Here is a 17,831-nt window from a genome sequence, read left to right on the forward strand (position 1 = left end):
AAAGAAGGAAGTTTTTGCACATGCAAGTTATTCAACTACATCATCCCTATGAACCCAATCAAATTCCTAATGAAGAAGTCGTGATGGTCCTAGGCTTTTTTGACGGTGTCCACAAAGGCCACCAAAAAGTAATTGAAACAGGCAAAAAGATTGCTGAGGAAAAAGGCTTGAAGTTAGCTGTGATGACCTTCAACCAACACCCATCAATCGTTTTTCAAAAAGTTTTACCAGAAAATATGAAATATTTAACTAGCTTGGAACAAAAAGAACGCCTAATGGCCAACTTGGGCGTTAATATTTTATATATTGTCGAATTTACTTCAGCGTTTGCTCAATTAAAACCGCAAGATTTTGTCGATCAGTATATCGTTAATTTAAATAGTGCAGTGGCAGTCTCTGGGTTTGATTATACGTATGGTCCTAAAGAAATCGCTGGAGTCAAACAGTTACCAACTTATGCGCAAGGCCGTTTTGAAGTAGTGACAGTACCAAAAGAAGAAATGACTGGTGCCAAAATTAGCTCAACAAGAATTCGCGAAAAAATGGAAGCCGGCGAAATGGAGGAGGTCACGGAGTTGTTAGGATATATTTATGAAACAGAAGGAACAGTTGTCCATGGCGATGCTCGTGGCCGTTTATTGGGTTTCCCGACCGCTAATGTCAAAGTGAAAAGCACCGTGCGCTTACCAAGAATTGGCGTCTATGCTGTGCAAATCGAAGTTGGTGGCAAATGGTATGTCGGCATGGGCTCAATTGGTCATAATGACACCTTTGGAGAAGGACGCGATTTAACCGTGGAAGTCTATATTTTGGACTTCCATCAAGACATCTATGGCGAACAAGTGGTGGTTCGTTGGAATCATTACTTACGTGACCAAGTGAAATTCAATGGGGCTGAAGCCTTGATCGACCAATTAAAACAAGATGAACGAGATACGGCTGACTATTTCCAACAATCTGAGGACAAATAATGAAGATTCGTCAAGAAAAACCTGCAGAGTATCAAGCTGTAGAGCGTTTAACGTATCAAGCGTTCAAGGAATTAAACTTGATCGAAAACTGGCGTCCCACAGAGCATTTTATCGTGCATTTATTAAGAGAAAGTGCCGACTTTATTCCGGAGTTGTCCTTAGTTTCAGAAACTGATCAAGGAAAATTAACGGGTCATATTATGTCTTCAGAAGCCAAACTACGATTACCTGATCATACAGAAAAGGCTGTTTTGACCGTTGGGCCGCTAAGTGTCCATCCAGAAGCACAGAACACGGGCGTAGGCTCAGCGTTAATTAAGCATTCTGTTCAGAAGGCCAAAGAATTAGGCATCGGCGGATTGATTATCCTGGGCCATCCAACTTACTATACGAAGTTCGGTTTTGTTCCAGCGACTACTTTTCAGATTACGTTACCGGAAAAAGAAACATCAGAAGCATTATTGGCTTTGGAATTACTGCCAGGTTATTTTGGCGCAAGTGGTGGGGAGTGGCATTTTTCAACATGCTTTGCTTATCCAGAAACACACCTTGTAGAATTAGAAGCCTTTGAAGCAGACCTCGGAATAAATGAATAAAGAATAATAAGACGCGACAACTACTAGTTAAGTACTGATGGTTGTCGCGTCTTTACTACTTTTTATTACAAAGTAGTTGACAGAATCGGTACTCAGTATTATTATGTAGTGATACATAGTACTAAAGAGTAGTTTAGGGAGGGAAAGCAGTGAAGCAGACAGAGTTGCTAAAAGGCATTTTAGAAGGTTTAGTTTTAGCCATCATCCAAAGGAAAGAAACATATGGTTATGAAATTACAAAAATTTTAAATGACCAAGGGTTTACTGAAATTGTTGAAGGAACCGTTTATACGATTTTACTGCGTTTAGAAAAAAATCAATGGGTTATAGCTGAAAAAAAGCCTTCAGAAAAAGGGCCAATGCGGAAGTTCTATCGCTTAACCTCATCAGGAGAAGCAGAACTCGCTGATTTTTGGCAGCGGTGGACGTTGCTTTCAAAACAAGTAAACAAGATGAAAAAAATGGAGGGATAGAGCATGTCAAATTTTAAAGCGTTGATCAAAAAAGTTGTTGGGGATAAAAAAGAGTACAAAGAATATAAACGACGGATTGCAGCATTACCAGCAGAGTATCGACAAGTATTTCAAGAAATTGAAAAATATGCATGGCATTTTTCAGATCATAGCGGAGCCAATATGTTCAATGCGTTGACTGATTTACTTGATTTGTTTGAAGAAGGAGCTGCTAACGGAACACCTATCAAAAATATTACGGGAGAAAAAGTAGGCGATTTTGCTGAAACAATTGTCAATGAAGTCGCTGGCAAATGGACTGATAAACAGAAAGAAAAACTGAATCATCAATTTTCTAAACAATAGTCAAAACAAAAAAAGGAGAATAAACATGGTTGAAAATTTTTTTAAAGAAGGAAAGTTGCTGGTTATTCCCAAGAAAAATGCGAAAAAAGTCCAAGTGTTTCAACGTGTGGCCAACCAATTTGAATTTGGGAAAGAATATACGGAAAAAGAAGTCAATCAGCGACTTAGAGAAATCTATGAAGATTATGCACTTTTGAGACGGTATTTAGTAGATTATCAGTATTTAGAAAGAGATAAGTTTGGAAAAATTTATCAGAAATGTGAGCAACACACAAAAATTATATAAATGGCTTTTTTTAAAAGTAGCGAAACTAGGTGAAATGAACCAAGTCTAGCTACTTTTTGTTATGTAAGCTTAGTAATAGTTCTATAAAAAACTCTCTATTTGTTTTCTAACTCAGACTGGTAAAATTGATTTAATTAGAAAAAGATAGAGGTGAGAGAATGAATCTACGTACTTTAGGTCTAACAAAAATTCTTTTGACCTTTATTATATTAAGTATTATTGGCGCGTTAATGATTTATAGCGCCAGTAGCTATGACTTGCTGATGCAAGGCGTGAAGCCCACTGCTGTGTTTATTAAACAAGGCATTATTATGTGTCTCAGCTGGGTGCTAATGTTCGTGATTTACAAAGTTCGACTAGAAGTGTTATTTAATAAAAAAATTGCGATTGGACTGCTTTTAGTTTCGGTACTATTACTGTTAATGGTTCGACTACCTTTTTTTGGTGTAGCAGCGAATGGCGCACAACGTTGGATTTCTCTCTTTGGAATCCAGTTTCAGCCATCAGAACTTTGTAATTTTGCGATTATTTATTACTTGAGCTGTTATTTAGGTGAAAAAGAAAATGGCTTGACAACGAAGCAGTTAAGGAAACAATGGCTGTTTGTTTTGGTCGTTGCATTTTTAGTTTTGATTCAACCCAAAGTTGGCGGGGCTATTCTCATTTTAGTTATTGGCAGTGTCTTGATTTTCTCAGCAAGTATTCATGCAAAATTTAGTGTAATTGCTGCGGGGATTGTCGTTGCTAGCGCGGCGCTTCTTTCTAAAATAATTATTTTTCTAGGCGATCACCGCTACTTACCACATTTTTTTGCGCATGTGTATGACCGCTTAGTTGTTTTGAAAAATCCGTTTTTATCTTTTCATGATCGCGGATTTCAGCCTTCAATGGCCTATTTAGCAATGTATAACGGTGGGTTTTGGGGCACTGGATTAGCCAATGGTATGGTAAAAAAAGGTGGCTTGCCAGAAGGTCAAACCGATTTTATTTTTGCGGTGATTGTGGAAGAACTTGGTTTGATTGGCGGCTTACTATTACTATTTCTTTTGTTATTTTTAGCGGCCTCGATTTTGCGGAGTAGTTGTGTAATAAAGAATCATTGTTACGGCTTGTTTTTGTTAGGGGTCGGGACCTTGATTTTAGCTCAAACGGCGATTAACATTGGTGGCGTTTTGGGTTTGATTCCAATGACGGGAATTCCTTTACCGTTTGTTAGTTACGGTGGGACAAGTTATTTAATCTTTTCAGTGGCATTAGGAATCGTCATTAAAATTATTGCAAACGAAAGGCGGCAGTTAAATGGTCAATACAAAAAAATTCAACTTACATCTTAATTATGATTTATTATTGCCCATTTTTTTACTCACACTTTTATCTTCTGGTGTGCAATATTGGATTGCCGTTAATGAAGGAAAAGATGGAACTGTGCCAGCATTAAAACAACTTTTCTTTATTTTTGTTGGCTATGCAGGCATGTTTTTAGCTAGTCGGCTGTCACAGAAATTTATTTGGAAAGTAGCTCCTTTTTTCTATGGGTTTTCATTAATCTTAATGAGTGCTTTGTATTTTTCCTATGACAAAGGAATGTATTTATTGACGGGCACAAAGCGCTGGTTAGATTTAGGGTTTATTAAATTTCAGCCATCAGAAATTGCGAAAATTGCGTTTATTTTAATGTTGGCAAAAATTATTGTCCAACATGAGCAACAAGACTGGTCTGATAAATGGCGTTCAGACAAGCAACTTCTAAAAAAAATCGTTGCGGTTAGTGTCCCTGTTTTTTTCTTGATGGCGGTACAAAAAGATTTTGGAACATCCCTTGTTTTCGTAACGATTATTCTATCTCTTTTAGTTATTTCAGGAATTGATCGCAAAATTTTAATCATTATTTTCAGCGCTTTAGCAACGTTAGGCGTGGTCTTGATTCTGTTAGTCTTTACAGAGTGGGGGCACAAAGTACTCTTCTTTTTACATTTTAAACAATATCAATTGGATCGAATTTTAGCATGGATTCATCCCTATGATTATGTCGATAAAATATCCTATCAACAAGTACAAGGTTTATTGGCAATTGGTTCGGGTGGTTTATTTGGCAAGGGTGTGCATGGGATTGAAGTGTATGTTCCTGTTCGTGAGTCTGATATGGTTTTTACTTTTATCGGGGAAGCCTGGGGCTTTGTGGGCAGTGCCACTGTTGTTTTTCTCTATTTTTACTTGTTTTATCAAGTTTTAGTAGCTGGCTTGCGGAGCAATTCGCGTTTTTGTATGTACATCTGTGTCGCCCTCATTTTTTCGCTGGTCTTTCAAACGGTGGAGAATATCGGTGCGGTGATTGGACTGTTGCCGTTAAAAGGTATTCCGCTTCCGTTTTTAAGTCAAGGAGGCACTTCGTTAGTGATGGCTATCACTTCTTTAGGATTTGTCAAAGGAAGAGAAGCCGCTACCTGAAAACACAAATAAAAACCAAGACTGGAACTCGCTTGCCGACAAGCTCTAGTCTTGGTTTTTACTATTGAAATTGTTTTTGGCATTCAGCCAAAAGTTGTTGAAGTTGTCGACTCATGTAACGTTCTTTTAAATAATAAACTGCCATGTTTCGTTTAGGTAGTTCTTGGTAAGTTAGTGTATGGATCGAATTGTCTAAAAGTTGAATATTTGTGTATTCGGGGACAATAGCGAAACTATCGGAATGAGACACCAAGTGAGTAATAAGTGAAAGAGTATCCACTTGAATGACTTTCTCTGGAGAAAAATTAGAAAACGTAGTATCTAGCCAATTGGTTAATTTGTTTTGCTCGGAAAATTCGGTATTTAAACGGACGAAGGGGTACATTGTTAGTTCTTTTAAAATTTCTTCCGTCGTGGCTTTTGCCAAAGCTGGATGATCGTTTCTTAAAATGAATTGATAATTTGCTGTAAATAAATCAATTTTACCAATATGTTCAGGTAATGGTAAGTCAGCAAAGGAAATACCAAAATCTGCATCCATTGTTTCCAAGGATTGAAGAATATTTTCTGTAATAATAGTGTGGACTTGTAAGTTGGATGAACGATCCGTTAATGTTGTCATTAGTAAGTCATTCAATTTATATTCTAAATCACAGAGATAAGTGGCCACATAAATATGGTTGGAAGAATGATTAATTTCTTTTAGCTCTTCTTCAATTGAGACCAACTCATTGGTGATGCGCCAACAATATTTTTCTAAAATTAATCCAGCTGGCGTTAAGGTGGTAGTTTGGCCTTGGCGATTAAAAAGTTCAGCGCCTAACGTTGCTTCAAGAATTTTTATTTGCTTACTTAATGCAGCTTGAGAAATTGCTAAATTTTCGGCTGCTTTAGTAAATTGTTTCACTTTGCATAACTCTAAAAAATAATGTAAACGAAATAGTTCCATGGGAATTCCTCCTTTTTCTATTCCTAGAATAAATAACGTAATTGTTCAAATAAATAACGGTGTGCTTCACAATGTCCGTGATGATTATTCTGAACTAAATAGATGGCTCGTTCTGGACTATCTTCCAGAGGAATACCAACTAAGTTACGTCTGTTTAGTTCATCAGTGAGTGAATAGGGAAGGATGCTACAGGCTTTTTCTCGTTGGACCATGTCTAAGACTAAATGAAGAGAAGGAAGTTCGATGACGATTTGCCGATTTTCCCAATTGATTTTACGTTCCCAACGTTTAAACACTTTTTTTTCATATACTTGATCGGAATATGCAGCAAAAGGTAAAGAACGAATTTCGTCAATCGTTACGCTATCGGCATGGGCTAAAGGATGATTTTTATTGACACAAAGGAGATAGCTTTCTGTATAAATTAATTCTTTCTCTAATGGAATCGAGGTATCCAAAAATATCCCAATCCCAATGTCAATTAAATCTGTTTCCAAGGCTGTTTCAAGATCGTAATAATACTTAAAATCAATACTTACATACGGATAGGATTGATTAAATAACAACAAGACTTCTCCAAATGCTTTATCTATATCAATTAAGTTTGTTCCAATCCGAATGGTCGTTGTCGATCCTTGGGTCACTAATTCATTAATCTCTTCTTGCGCTTCCTTAATGAGTGCAAAAATCATTTCTGTTCGCTTGGCGACGACTTCGCCTGCTGGAGAAAGCCGACAATGTTTCTTGTCTCTTAAAATTAATGAAGCACCTAATTCACGTTCCAACTCCTTGAGCTGGGTACTTAAATAAGGTTGACTCGTATGGAGCTTTTGAGAAGCTAAAGTAAAACTCGCATACTTTGAAACTGCCATAAAATATTCTAGTTGTTGTAATTTCATTTTCCTCACCGCCGTTTCTTTAACTATACAAAAAATAGCAGAAGAAAAGCTTCTCGACAAGGCTATCTGACGGTCTTTAGATTAATTTAACCAGTTATGATTCTATGAATAAATACGAATCATAACAGAAAACCATAGTAAATAAGCGGATTATTTTTCTTTTTGTTACTGAATGGACAAAAAGTTATCTGCTAAAAACTTTTTCTATATCGTTATTTTTTCAAGGAAGAATTATACTTGCTGTTGTAATTAAATAAGATTTGTTAGGTGAGGCTCCTATACAAACATAGGCTACTGCCCAAAAATGTCGAGAGACGCCAATGGGTAGAACAGGAACTGTCGAATGAAGGCTTTTCTTAAGGTAGCTAAAAGCAATCGCTTTTTACGTTGTATAGTGCTAAAGCTCAACGATAAGAACGATTATTCTTTGACACGTTGAGTTTTCAGCGTGTCTTTTTTTGTGGAAAGGGTGAGGAAAATGGAAGATGAACCGATCGTCAATTCAAGTCAACAACAGATAAATGAGGTGAAAGAAAATGGAAAAGAAAATGCGTCACTTGGGCCATGACTATAGTTACAAAAAGTTTGCCCACTCAGAAGCAGAAAAAGTTTTACAACGTTTCGGCTCAACTTGGGATGGCATTAAACACCAAGATATTGAAGAATTACAAGAACGTTATGGCCGCAACAAAATTATGAATGAAAAAAAAGCTTCACGGCTGCGACTTTTTATAAAATCGTATATCACGCCGTTTACTTTGGTGTTATTAGCACTAGCCACGATTTCATTTTTTACAGAATATGTCTATGCTACGCCAGAGGAAAAAGATGTTACTGGCGTGTTAATTATGTTAGCGATGGTCATCTTAAGCGGCACGATGAGTTTTGTCCAATCAGTCAAATCAAGCAATGCAGTTGAAAAATTACAAAATATGATTAAAGTTACAGCGACAGTCATTCGCGACAAGAAGCAAATGGAAATTCCTATTGAGGAAGTTGTGTGTGGCGACCTAGTCCAACTATCCGCTGGCGATATGATTCCAGCCGATTTACGTTTAATCCAATCTAAGGACTTATTTGTTTCCCAATCATCCTTGACTGGAGAGAGTTTTCCCATTGAAAAACACGCGACTCATCAAAAAGATAGTGATCAAATTGATACAGAATACGACAATCTTTTGTTTTTAGGAACAAATGTAATTAGTGGCACTGGTTTGGGCATTGTCATTAAAGTTGGTAATCAAACTTTATTCGGACGGATGGCTTCTGATAACGGAGAAGAGCAGCAGCAGACGAGTTTTGAAACAGGAATTAATAAAACAACGTGGGTGCTGATTCGCTTTATGTTGGTCATTACGCCAACTGTTTTTCTAATTAATGGGTTAACAAAAGGCGATTGGGTGGAAGCGTTAATGTTTGCGATTGCCACAGCTGTCGGCTTGACACCAGAAATGTTACCTATGATTGTAACAACCAATTTAGTCAAAGGTTCTCGAGAAATGGCTAAAGAAGGCACGATTATGAAAAATGTCAATGCCATTCAAAATTTTGGCGGGATGGATGTACTTTGTACGGATAAAACAGGTACCTTAACACAAGATAAAGTAATTTTAGAATACCACTATAATATTGGGTGCCAAGAAGATCAAAAAGTCTTGGATTTAGCATTTCTAAACAGTTATTTTCAAACAGGTTTGCGTAATTTAATGGATAACGCCGTTATTCAAGCGGCGACACAAGAAAGTGATATACAATCAGATGATTTTTATAAAGTAGATGAAATTCCTTTCGATTTCAATCGACGTCGAATGAGTGTGATTATCAAAGAGTTTAAAACGCGAGAAACACGCTTAATTACCAAAGGTGCGGTTGAAGAAATGCTCTTGGTCTGCACACAGGTACTTTTAGATGGCGAAATTGTGCCCTTAACAGAGACGCTGCGTCAAAAAATTACCAAAGACGTTGAAGCTTTAAATCGAGATGGTTTGCGCGTTCTAGCAATTGCCGATAAAAAAGTCGAAACGGCTGAATGGGAGTATACAACTAAAGATGAATCAGAGTTGATTTTACAAGGTTATCTTGCCTTCTTGGATCCGCCAAAAGAAACAGCAGCGGCAGCTATTCACGCCTTACATCAACATAATGTAGCTGTGAAAGTATTAACGGGGGACAATCAGTATGTGACACATTCTGTTTGTAAAGAAGTTGGTCTGGCTGGCGAAAAAATTATTACAGGAAATGAACTTCAACAATTAAACCAAGAAGAATTAAGAAAAACCGTTCAAGCGTATAATATTTTCGCCAAAATTACGCCTGACCAAAAAGTTCGTATTGTAAATGCGTTAACTGAAAATGGTCAAACTGTTGGCTTTTTAGGTGATGGAATAAATGATGCTGGAGCAATGCGTGCTGCTGATGTAGGAATCTCTGTTGATACAGCTGTCGATGTGGCGAAAGAATCGGCGGATGTAATTTTATTGAGAAAAGATTTAATGGTTTTGGAAAAAGGAATTTTATCTGGACGGCGCGTGTTTACGAACACGATGAAGTACGTCAAATTAACAGCAAGTTCTAATTTTGGCAATGTTTTTTCCGTGATCCCAGCAAGTATCTTTTTACCATTTTTACCGATTGCTCCGATTCAATCGCTATTATTAAATCTAATTTACGATACTTCGTGTATGTCAGTTCCTTGGGACAAAGTAGATGAAGAATACGTAGAAAAACCAAAAAAATGGGAACCAAAATCAATTGGTAATTTTATGCGTTGGTTTGGTCCAACGAGTTCTATTTTTGATATTGTTACCTATTTATTTATGTATTTCATTGTGTGTCCGGCTATCCTAGGTGGCTCATTCTTTGAATTAAATGGAGCAGATCAATTGCTCTTTATCGGTATTTTCCATGCAGGATGGTTCATTGAGTCCTTATGGTCCCAAATGCTCGTCTTGCATTTCCTACGAACAGAAAAAATGCCTTTCCTTCAAAGTAGTGCTTCTGGAATTATGACGTTAGTCACTACAGCAGGGATTGTTCTCGGAACTGTTTTACCCTTTACCGCTTTCGGTGCAGAACTAGGATTTGTCGGTTTATCACCAAGCTATTTCTTGTATTTAATCCCGACAATTGTTGCTTATTTAGCACTGGTTGCGTTCATTAAAGTTTTATACGTCAAACGTTACGGTCAATTACTGTAACTGATTTGTACTATTATATATAGAAAAATTTTTTTACTTTTCTTTCAAGGTTGAGGAGGTGTCGGTTTTTATGACAGCTCCTCGTTGTTGTTTTAAGTGACTGTGCGAATTTTTTTATGGATTTATTTGTCATTTACAGTTAGTATGGCTAGTAGAGACTTTCCAAAAAGAACGAGCTTTTTGGTAATAAGGAGATAAAACGAGCTAATGACCAAAACAAACCAACTTTCAACTTCAACGCCGATGTTCGATCGGTCGGCCTATATTCATATTCCATTTTGTGAGCATATTTGTTATTATTGCGATTTTAACAAGGTCTTTTTAGAAGGACAACCAGTTGATGAATATATTCAGAGTTTATTAAAAGAAATTCGACTTACGCAAGCATTGTATCCAGAACAAGAAATGAAAACCATCTATATTGGCGGAGGCACGCCAACTTCATTATCAGCGAAACAGTTAGATGTGCTACTAAAAGGGGTTCGCGAACAGCTAACGTTTGATGACCGAAATGAATTTACGGTGGAAGCAAACCCTGGTGATTTAACCCAAGAAAAATTACAAGTCATGAAAAACTATGGCGTCAATCGTCTTTCGATGGGCGTTCAGACATTTGATGATCGCTTGCTCAAAAAAATCGGTCGCAAGCACACCGCCGCAGATGTTTATGAAACAATGAAATTTTTAGAGAAAGAAAATTTTACCAATGTCAGTATTGACTTAATCTATGCTTTACCTGGACAAACATTGGAAAGTTTTCGCGATACTTTGACAAGAGCCTTAGCATTGGACTTGCCGCACTATTCGCTTTATTCATTAATTCTTGAAAATAAAACAATGTTCATGAACTGGGTTCGTCAAGGACGGTTACAGCTGCCTGAAGAAGAAATCGAAGCACAAATGTTTGACGAAACGATTGAAGCAATGGAGAAAAAAGGACGTCACCAATATGAAGTCAGTAATTTTGCTTTAACAGGAAAAGAAAGCCAGCATAATCTGGCTTATTGGAATAATGACCACTACTATGGATTTGGCGCAGGTGCCAGCGGCTATCTTGGGCAAACTCGTTACAAAAATCACGGTCCAATCCAACATTATTTGAAACCCTTGCGAGAAAATCAATTGCCAATTGTGGAGACTGAAGAATTAACTCGTCTAAATCAAATAGAAGAAGAGCTATTTTTAGGCTTACGTAAAAAAGTAGGCATTTCTAAACAAAAATTCCAACAAAAATTTCAGGAACCAATTGAAGCAATTTATGGAGAGGTCATTCAACGCTTAATCAAAGAAGAATTATTAATTGAAGAAGCAGATATCTTACGTTTAACGAAAAAAGGGCTATTTGTGGGGAATAATGTTTTTGAAGCATTTTTGTTAAGTGAAAAAGAGTAAAAAAATAAAAAAATCATCGAAGTGTGACAAAGCATTTCGATGATTTTTTTATTACAAAAGTTGGTATTGATGGTTTTTGAAGGTGGTTTGCAGCGATTAGCACTCTTTCATGAAGAGTGCTAAAAAGTTGCGTATTTCCCTTGACAAAAAGGTAAGGACTTGTTATATTAGTATATGTAGTTAGCACTTAGATGTTAAGAGTGCTAATGAAGGGTGGTAATAACGATGATTACAGAAAGACAACAAAATATCTTGAGACTTATCATCCAAAATTACACGAACACGGGCTTACCTGTCGGTTCTAAGAAATTGATGGAGGATGGCATTGCCTCTAGTTCTGCCACAATTCGTAATGATATGAAAGCATTAGAGGAATACGGCTTATTAGCTAAGACCCATTCTTCTTCAGGGCGAATCCCCTCAATGGCTGGTTATCGTTACTACGTGGATCATCTTTTACAACCAACACAAGTAGAAGAGAACGAACTTAGAAGAATCCGTCAATCTTTTGGAAAAGAATTTCATGAGATTAATGATATTATTCGACAATCAGCTGAAATTCTATCAGAATTGACAAGTTATACTGCTTTTTCATTAGGACCTGAAGTGAAAGAACGGAAATTAACCGGCTTTCGAATGGTTCCTTTGAATGATCGGCAAGTCCTTGCTATTATAGTGACAGATAAAGGCAATGTTGAAAACCAAGTATTTGCCATTCCTGCCGCTGTTTCTAGCCAAGATCTTGAAAAAATGACACAAATCATCAATGATAAGTTGGTTGGACAACCTTTGTTGACCGTTTATCATCGTTTGCGGACGGAGATTCCGATGATTTTACATCGCTATTTCCAAACGCCAGAAGGAATGATGAACTTATTCGATGAGATGTTAGGACATGCCTTTGAAGAAAAAGTCTTTGTCGGTGGTCGCATGAATTTGTTAGATTTTGGCATCAAACAAGATATTGAACAATTGAAATCTGTCTATTCCTTTATGCAAAATTCTGATGAGCTGACGCATTTATTAAATGGTTCTGCAACAACAGAAAATCCAATTGTTTTTCGTATCGGCTCAGAAATTGGCAACAATCTCTTAGAAGATATGAGCATGATCACTGCTACGTATGAAGTATCAGGACATGGCAAAGGAACAATTGCCCTGCTAGGACCAACCAGTATGCCGTATTCAAAAATATTCGGTTTGGTAGACACGTTTCGACATGAGCTAGCTTCACAACTAGGTGACTATTACCGTTTTTTAGGTAATTAAGCAAACCTTGTTAGGATAAGAAGTAGATGCATAAAGAGAAAGGAAGTTGCTGAAGTGAGTAAAAAAGAAGAGAAGCAAGAAGAATTACAAGAAGAAATGGAAGCTGTTGATGCTGCTGGCGTTTCTGAAGTAGAAGTTGAAGCAACAGAGATTGAAAATCTTAAAGCAGAGCTTTCCGAAATGGAAGACAAGTTCTTGCGGGCAAGAGCCGAAATTGCTAATATGAGCAATCGAAATAAAAACGAACGAGAATTATTAGTTCGTTACCGCTCACAAGATTTAGGTAAAAAGATTTTACCATCTATTGATAATTTAGAACGAGCAATGGCTATTGAAGTATCAGATGAACAAGGCGAAAGCTTGAAAAAAGGTATTTCGATGGTGCTAGAAAGTATTACTGTGGCTTTAAAAGAAGAAGGAATTGAAGAAATCCCAGCAATGGGTGAAACCTTTGATCCAAATTTACATCAAGCCGTTCAAACAGTCCCTGCTTCTGAAGAAACCCCAGCAGATACCATTGTTGAAGTTCTACAAAAAGGGTACAAATTACAAGATCGTGTGTTACGACCATCAATGGTCATTGTTGCACAATAACAAACGTTAATTAAAAATATATTATTATAGAAAACTAATACAGATTGGAGATATTCACTATGAGTAAAATTATTGGTATTGACTTAGGAACAACAAACTCAGCTGTCGCAGTGCTAGAAGGCGGCGAAGCGAAAATTATTGCAAACCCAGAAGGTAACCGCACAACTCCTTCGGTCGTTTCATTCAAAAACGGTGAAATTCAAGTGGGCGAAGTAGCAAAACGTCAAGCTGTTACAAATCCTAACACGATTTCATCTATTAAACGTCACATGGGTGAAGCTGGCTACAAAGTTGATGTTGAAGGAAAATCATATACACCACAAGAAGTTTCTGCAATGATCTTACAATATTTAAAAGGTTTTGCTGAAGACTATTTAGGTGAAAAAGTTGAAAAAGCAGTTATTACAGTTCCTGCATATTTCAACGATGCGCAACGTCAAGCAACAAAAGATGCTGGTAAAATTGCTGGTTTAGAAGTAGAACGGATCGTTAACGAACCAACAGCAGCAGCTTTAGCTTATGGCTTAGATAAAACAGACAAAGATGAAAAAATTCTTGTCTTTGACCTTGGTGGTGGTACATTCGACGTGTCAATCCTTGAATTAGGCGATGGCGTTTTCGATGTATTATCAACAGCCGGTGATAACAACCTAGGTGGGGATGACTTTGATAATAAAATCATTGACTACATGGTTGCAGAATTTAAAAAAGAAAATGGCATTGACTTAGCTAACGATAAAATGGCATTACAACGTTTGAAAGATGCTGCTGAAAAAGCGAAAAAAGACTTATCAGGTGTAACAAGCACACAAATCAGCTTGCCATTTATTACTGCTGGCGAAGCAGGACCATTGCACTTAGAAATGAACTTAACTCGTGCAAAATTTGATGAATTAACAAGTGATTTAGTTGAACGTACAAAAGTACCAGTACGTCAAGCCTTGAAAGATGCTGGATTAAATCCTTCTGAAATCGACGAAGTTATCCTAGTTGGTGGTTCAACACGTATTCCAGCTGTAGTTGAAGCTGTTCGCAAAGAAACAAACAAAGAACCAAACAAATCAGTTAACCCTGACGAAGTAGTAGCAATGGGTGCTGCAATCCAAGGTGGCGTAATCACTGGTGATGTTAAAGACGTTGTCTTATTAGACGTAACACCGTTGTCATTAGGGATTGAAACAATGGGTGGCGTATTTACAAAATTAATTGATCGTAACACTACGATTCCAACAAGTAAATCACAAGTATTCTCAACTGCTGCTGACAATCAACCAGCTGTTGATATTCACGTTTTACAAGGTGAACGTCCAATGGCCGCTGATAATAAAACATTAGGTCGTTTCCAATTAACAGATATTCCTGCGGCTCCTCGTGGTGTGCCACAAATTGAAGTAAGCTTTGACATTGATAAAAACGGGATTGTAAATGTTCGTGCGAAAGACTTAGGCACTCAAAAAGAACAAACAATCACGATTAAATCTTCTTCAGGTTTATCTGATGATGAAATCGAACGTATGGTGAAAGATGCTGAAGCAAACGCTGAAGCAGATAAACAACGTAAAGAAGAAGTTGACTTACGTAACGATGCAGATGCTTTATTATTCACTGTTGATAAAACATTGAAAGAATTAGAAGGCAAAGTAGATGCTGAAGAAGTGAAAAAAGCAGAAGATGCGCGTGATGAATTAAAAGCAGCCATCGAAGCAAACGATATCGAACAAATGAAAGCAAAACGTGATTCATTGAATGAAATCGTCCAAAACTTAACAGTAAAACTTTACGAACAAGCTGCGCAACAACAAGCACAAGAAAATCCTGAAGCTGCCCAAGGTGGCGCTGATGATGTTGTTGATGCTGATTTTGAAGAAGTAAATGGTGATGACAAATAATCAATAACAATTGATTTTAGGGACTGGATCATTAGTACAATGACTAATGTCCCAGTCCCTTGTCTTTTGTGAGAAAATCAACCACAATCAAGTTAGCAAGAAACTATTTAGGTTTTGAAAGAACTGTGGTATGATTACAACGATGTTAAACAAGCTGAAAATACCTATTCACAGCTAGTAACACTGATTCAAGGTGTGACAGATAATCCAACCAGAGAGACCGAAAGCAATCGATGAATTTGGCTGGTTCTAAACACATTGTAAAGTTTGAAGAAAGTTGGAGGGAAGTCAATGGCGACGAAACGAGATTATTATGAAGTGCTAGGATTAGCAAAAGGTGCTTCAGATGATGAAATTAAAAAAGCATACCGCAAACTTTCCAAAAAGTACCATCCAGATATTAACAAAGAAGCCGATGCGGAAGAAAAATTTAAAGAAGTTTCTGAAGCGTATGAAGTATTAAGTGATCCACAGAAAAAAGCGGCCTATGACCAATATGGCCATGCAGGAACTGATCCTAATTACGGTGGCGGCGCTGGTGGCTTTGGCGGTTTCGGTGGCGGCGGATTTAGCAGTAGTGGTTTTGGTGGATTCGAAGATATTTTCGATTCATTCTTTGGTGGCGGCGGTGGCCGTTCTGTTGATCCAAATGCACCAAGACAAGGCGCCGATTTACAATATACAATTCAATTGAAATTTGAAGAAGCTATTTTCGGTGTAGAAAAAGAGATTAAGTACAATCGAGAAGATACTTGTGCAACCTGTGGCGGTAATGGCGCCAAACCAGGCACACACCCAGAAACTTGTCATAAATGTCATGGCTCTGGAACAATCAATGTTGAACGTCAAACGCCATTAGGTCGTATGATGAGTCGTCAAACTTGTGATGTGTGTCATGGCACAGGGAAAGAAATTAAAGAACCATGTCCAACTTGTCATGGCACAGGTCATGAGAAAAAAGCACATACTGTCAAAGTAAATGTGCCTGCTGGAGTAGAAGACGGTCAACAAATGCGCTTAGCTAACCAAGGAGAAGCGGGTACCAATGGTGGACCATATGGTGATTTATATGTAGTCTTTCGTGTTGAAGATAGTGATATTTTCGATCGAGATGGCGCAGAAATCTACTATGATTTACCAGTAAGTTTCGTCCAAGCGGCTCTAGGGGACGAAGTAACTGTCCCAACTGTTCATGGTGACGTGAAATTAAAAATTCCGGCTGGAACACAAACTGGCACAAACTTCCGCTTAAGAGGCAAAGGTGCGCCACGTTTACGTGGTGGGGGCAATGGTGATCAACACGTGAAAGTGAAATTAATAACACCAAAAAATCTTAATGAAGAACAAAAGGATGCCCTACGAGCTTTTGCAAAAGCTGGCGGACAAAATGTAACTGAACAACAAGAAGAAGGCTTCTTTGATAAAATGAAAGATGCGTTTGGCGGTAAGAAGAAAAAATAAACCAAACGAGTCAGAGACAAAAGCAGTTAGCTCCAAGTGTTCATCACTCTCGAAGGCTAAATTGCAACGAGTAATTGTAGGTGCTGCTTTTGTTCAACTGATTATTTTAAGATTTAGAGAGTGGGACATAAGTCGTTTTGACTTATGTCCTATTTTCGTTTTTTATTTCCAAACATTTTACGAGAATATTTTAAAATTTAGCGTATACTTAATATAAGCAAGTTAGGAGGGCTTATTTATGAAACCATATGTTTATGTAATCAGTGATATTCATGGACAAGCAGATTTGTTTGATGCCTTACTCACAGACTATGACCCAGTCGAGCATCAGCTAGTTTTAATTGGTGATTTAAACGACCGTGGTCCGCATTCTAAAGCCTGTTTTCTCAAAGGAAAAGAACTTGTCGAGCAACACGACGCTGTTTATTTACGAGGCAATCATGAAGAATATTTTTTGCAGTTTCTTCAAAATCCAGAGGACTGGTTTGCAGGATATGTTCGCAATGGTGGCAAGGAAACAATTGAAAGTCTCTTGCATCCAGGAGCTACTGCAGAATACTCACCAACAGAAATGGCCTTAATGATCCGTAGTCGCTATCCAGAGTTAGTTGATTTTTTAACAAAACGACCGCTTTATTTTGAATGGCAGCATTACTTATTTGTGCATGCTGGGGTTGATTTAACGATGGAAGATTGGCGGCAAACAGCACCTAAGGATTTTTTGTGGATTCGCGAACCCTTTCATCAAGGGAAAAATAATACAGGCAAGACCATTGTTTTTGGTCATACCATTACTCCGATGTTACATGGTGATATGCAGACCACGGACCTTTGGCAAAGTGATGGAAAAATTGGGATAGATGGTGGTGCTATTTTTGGTGGCTCTGTGCATGGTGTGATTTTTAATGAAAAAGGCATTGTCCAAGATATCGAATATCAAAAACGCACCCCTGCGTGGCAACCAGAATTTTGATTCCTTAATCGTATGAATCAGTTACCTCACTTCTATATTTAGAAGCAAAAATATGCTAAAATAGATAAGTATGCATAAGAAAAGAGGTA

At 37.5% G+C, this 17,831-nt stretch carries 17 protein-coding genes and 1 riboswitch; of the genes, 15 read left to right on the plus strand and 2 right to left on the minus strand.

Translation table 11 applies throughout. The features are described 5' to 3' along the window. Positions 1-20: 20 nt before the first annotated feature. The 7 genes from ribF (at position 21) to rodA2 (ending at position 5,119) form a co-directional block, all read left to right on the plus strand. On the plus strand, positions 21-971 hold the full coding sequence (gene ribF, locus PYW42_RS05655; RefSeq protein WP_002361698.1) for a riboflavin biosynthesis protein RibF: 951 nt from the start codon (positions 21-23) through the stop codon (positions 969-971). Further along, positions 971-1,567: a GNAT family N-acetyltransferase gene (locus tag PYW42_RS05660; RefSeq protein WP_002410014.1), complete on the plus strand. Its 597-nt coding sequence runs from the start codon at positions 971-973 to the stop codon at positions 1,565-1,567. The genes ribF and PYW42_RS05660 overlap by 1 nt, the downstream gene beginning before the upstream one ends. 149 nt (positions 1,568-1,716) lie before the next feature. Further along, positions 1,717-2,040: a PadR family transcriptional regulator gene (locus PYW42_RS05665; RefSeq protein WP_002357837.1), complete on the plus strand. Its 324-nt coding sequence runs from the start codon at positions 1,717-1,719 to the stop codon at positions 2,038-2,040. A gap of 3 nt (positions 2,041-2,043) precedes the next feature. Next, a complete protein-coding gene (locus PYW42_RS05670; RefSeq protein ID WP_002357836.1) occupies positions 2,044-2,385 on the plus strand; it encodes a DUF1048 domain-containing protein in 342 nt (113 codons plus the stop codon). Positions 2,386-2,410: 25 nt separating this feature from the next. Further along, positions 2,411-2,671 (plus strand): DUF2087 domain-containing protein, encoded by a 261-nt coding sequence (locus PYW42_RS05675; protein WP_002360471.1) that lies wholly within the window; start codon positions 2,411-2,413, stop codon positions 2,669-2,671. A gap of 158 nt (positions 2,672-2,829) precedes the next feature. Further along, positions 2,830-4,005, plus strand: a complete 1,176-nt coding sequence (ftsW2, locus tag PYW42_RS05680) for a peptidoglycan glycosyltransferase FtsW2 (protein ID WP_002357834.1) — start codon at positions 2,830-2,832, stop codon at positions 4,003-4,005. Next, the gene (rodA2, locus tag PYW42_RS05685) at positions 3,971-5,119 is read left to right on the plus strand and encodes a peptidoglycan glycosyltransferase RodA2 (protein ID WP_002357833.1); all 1,149 of its coding nucleotides are present in this window, start codon (positions 3,971-3,973) and stop codon (positions 5,117-5,119) included. Before ftsW2 ends, rodA2 begins: the two co-directional genes overlap by 35 nt. Positions 5,120-5,180: 61 nt before the next feature. Here rodA2 and PYW42_RS05690 read toward each other — a convergent pair whose 3' ends face one another. After that, a complete protein-coding gene (locus PYW42_RS05690) occupies positions 5,181-6,068 on the minus strand; it encodes a LysR family transcriptional regulator (protein WP_002357832.1) in 888 nt (295 codons plus the stop codon). 23 nt (positions 6,069-6,091) lie between these two features. Next, the gene (locus PYW42_RS05695) at positions 6,092-6,967 is read right to left on the minus strand and encodes a LysR family transcriptional regulator (RefSeq protein ID WP_002382245.1); all 876 of its coding nucleotides are present in this window, start codon (positions 6,965-6,967) and stop codon (positions 6,092-6,094) included. A gap of 252 nt (positions 6,968-7,219) precedes the next feature. Then, positions 7,220-7,390: riboswitch (M-box (ykoK) riboswitch) on the plus strand. Between the two features lie 113 nt (positions 7,391-7,503). Here PYW42_RS05695 and mgtA point away from each other — a divergent pair. The 8 genes from mgtA to PYW42_RS05735 all read left to right on the plus strand — a co-directional run bounded on the left by mgtA (position 7,504) and on the right by PYW42_RS05735 (position 17,742). Further along, positions 7,504-10,164, plus strand: a complete 2,661-nt coding sequence (mgtA, locus tag PYW42_RS05700) for a magnesium-translocating P-type ATPase (RefSeq protein WP_002410013.1) — start codon at positions 7,504-7,506, stop codon at positions 10,162-10,164. A 243-nt stretch (positions 10,165-10,407) separates the two neighbouring features. Next, positions 10,408-11,556: a radical SAM family heme chaperone HemW gene (gene hemW / locus PYW42_RS05705; protein WP_002410012.1), complete on the plus strand. Its 1,149-nt coding sequence runs from the start codon at positions 10,408-10,410 to the stop codon at positions 11,554-11,556. Between the two features lie 225 nt (positions 11,557-11,781). Continuing rightward, complete coding sequence (gene hrcA, locus PYW42_RS05710; RefSeq protein ID WP_002357828.1) at positions 11,782-12,825, plus strand: heat-inducible transcriptional repressor HrcA; 1,044 nt, start codon at positions 11,782-11,784, stop codon at positions 12,823-12,825. Between the two features lie 54 nt (positions 12,826-12,879). Then, positions 12,880-13,419, plus strand: coding sequence for a nucleotide exchange factor GrpE (gene grpE, locus PYW42_RS05715; protein ID WP_002357827.1), 540 nt, complete (start codon positions 12,880-12,882; stop codon positions 13,417-13,419). Between the two features lie 59 nt (positions 13,420-13,478). After that, positions 13,479-15,308, plus strand: a complete 1,830-nt coding sequence (gene dnaK / locus PYW42_RS05720; RefSeq protein WP_002357825.1) for a molecular chaperone DnaK — start codon at positions 13,479-13,481, stop codon at positions 15,306-15,308. Positions 15,309-15,422: 114 nt separating this feature from the next. Further along, complete coding sequence (locus PYW42_RS05725; protein WP_002357824.1) at positions 15,423-15,545, plus strand: hypothetical protein; 123 nt, start codon at positions 15,423-15,425, stop codon at positions 15,543-15,545. A gap of 54 nt (positions 15,546-15,599) precedes the next feature. Continuing rightward, on the plus strand, positions 15,600-16,769 hold the full coding sequence (dnaJ, locus tag PYW42_RS05730) for a molecular chaperone DnaJ (RefSeq protein ID WP_002357822.1): 1,170 nt from the start codon (positions 15,600-15,602) through the stop codon (positions 16,767-16,769). 238 nt (positions 16,770-17,007) lie between these two features. Then, complete coding sequence (locus tag PYW42_RS05735) at positions 17,008-17,742, plus strand: metallophosphoesterase family protein (protein ID WP_002361705.1); 735 nt, start codon at positions 17,008-17,010, stop codon at positions 17,740-17,742. Positions 17,743-17,831: the final 89 nt, after the last annotated feature.

It is taken from the genome of Enterococcus faecalis (assembly GCF_029024925.1).
Classification (GTDB): Bacteria; Bacillota; Bacilli; order Lactobacillales; family Enterococcaceae; genus Enterococcus; species Enterococcus faecalis.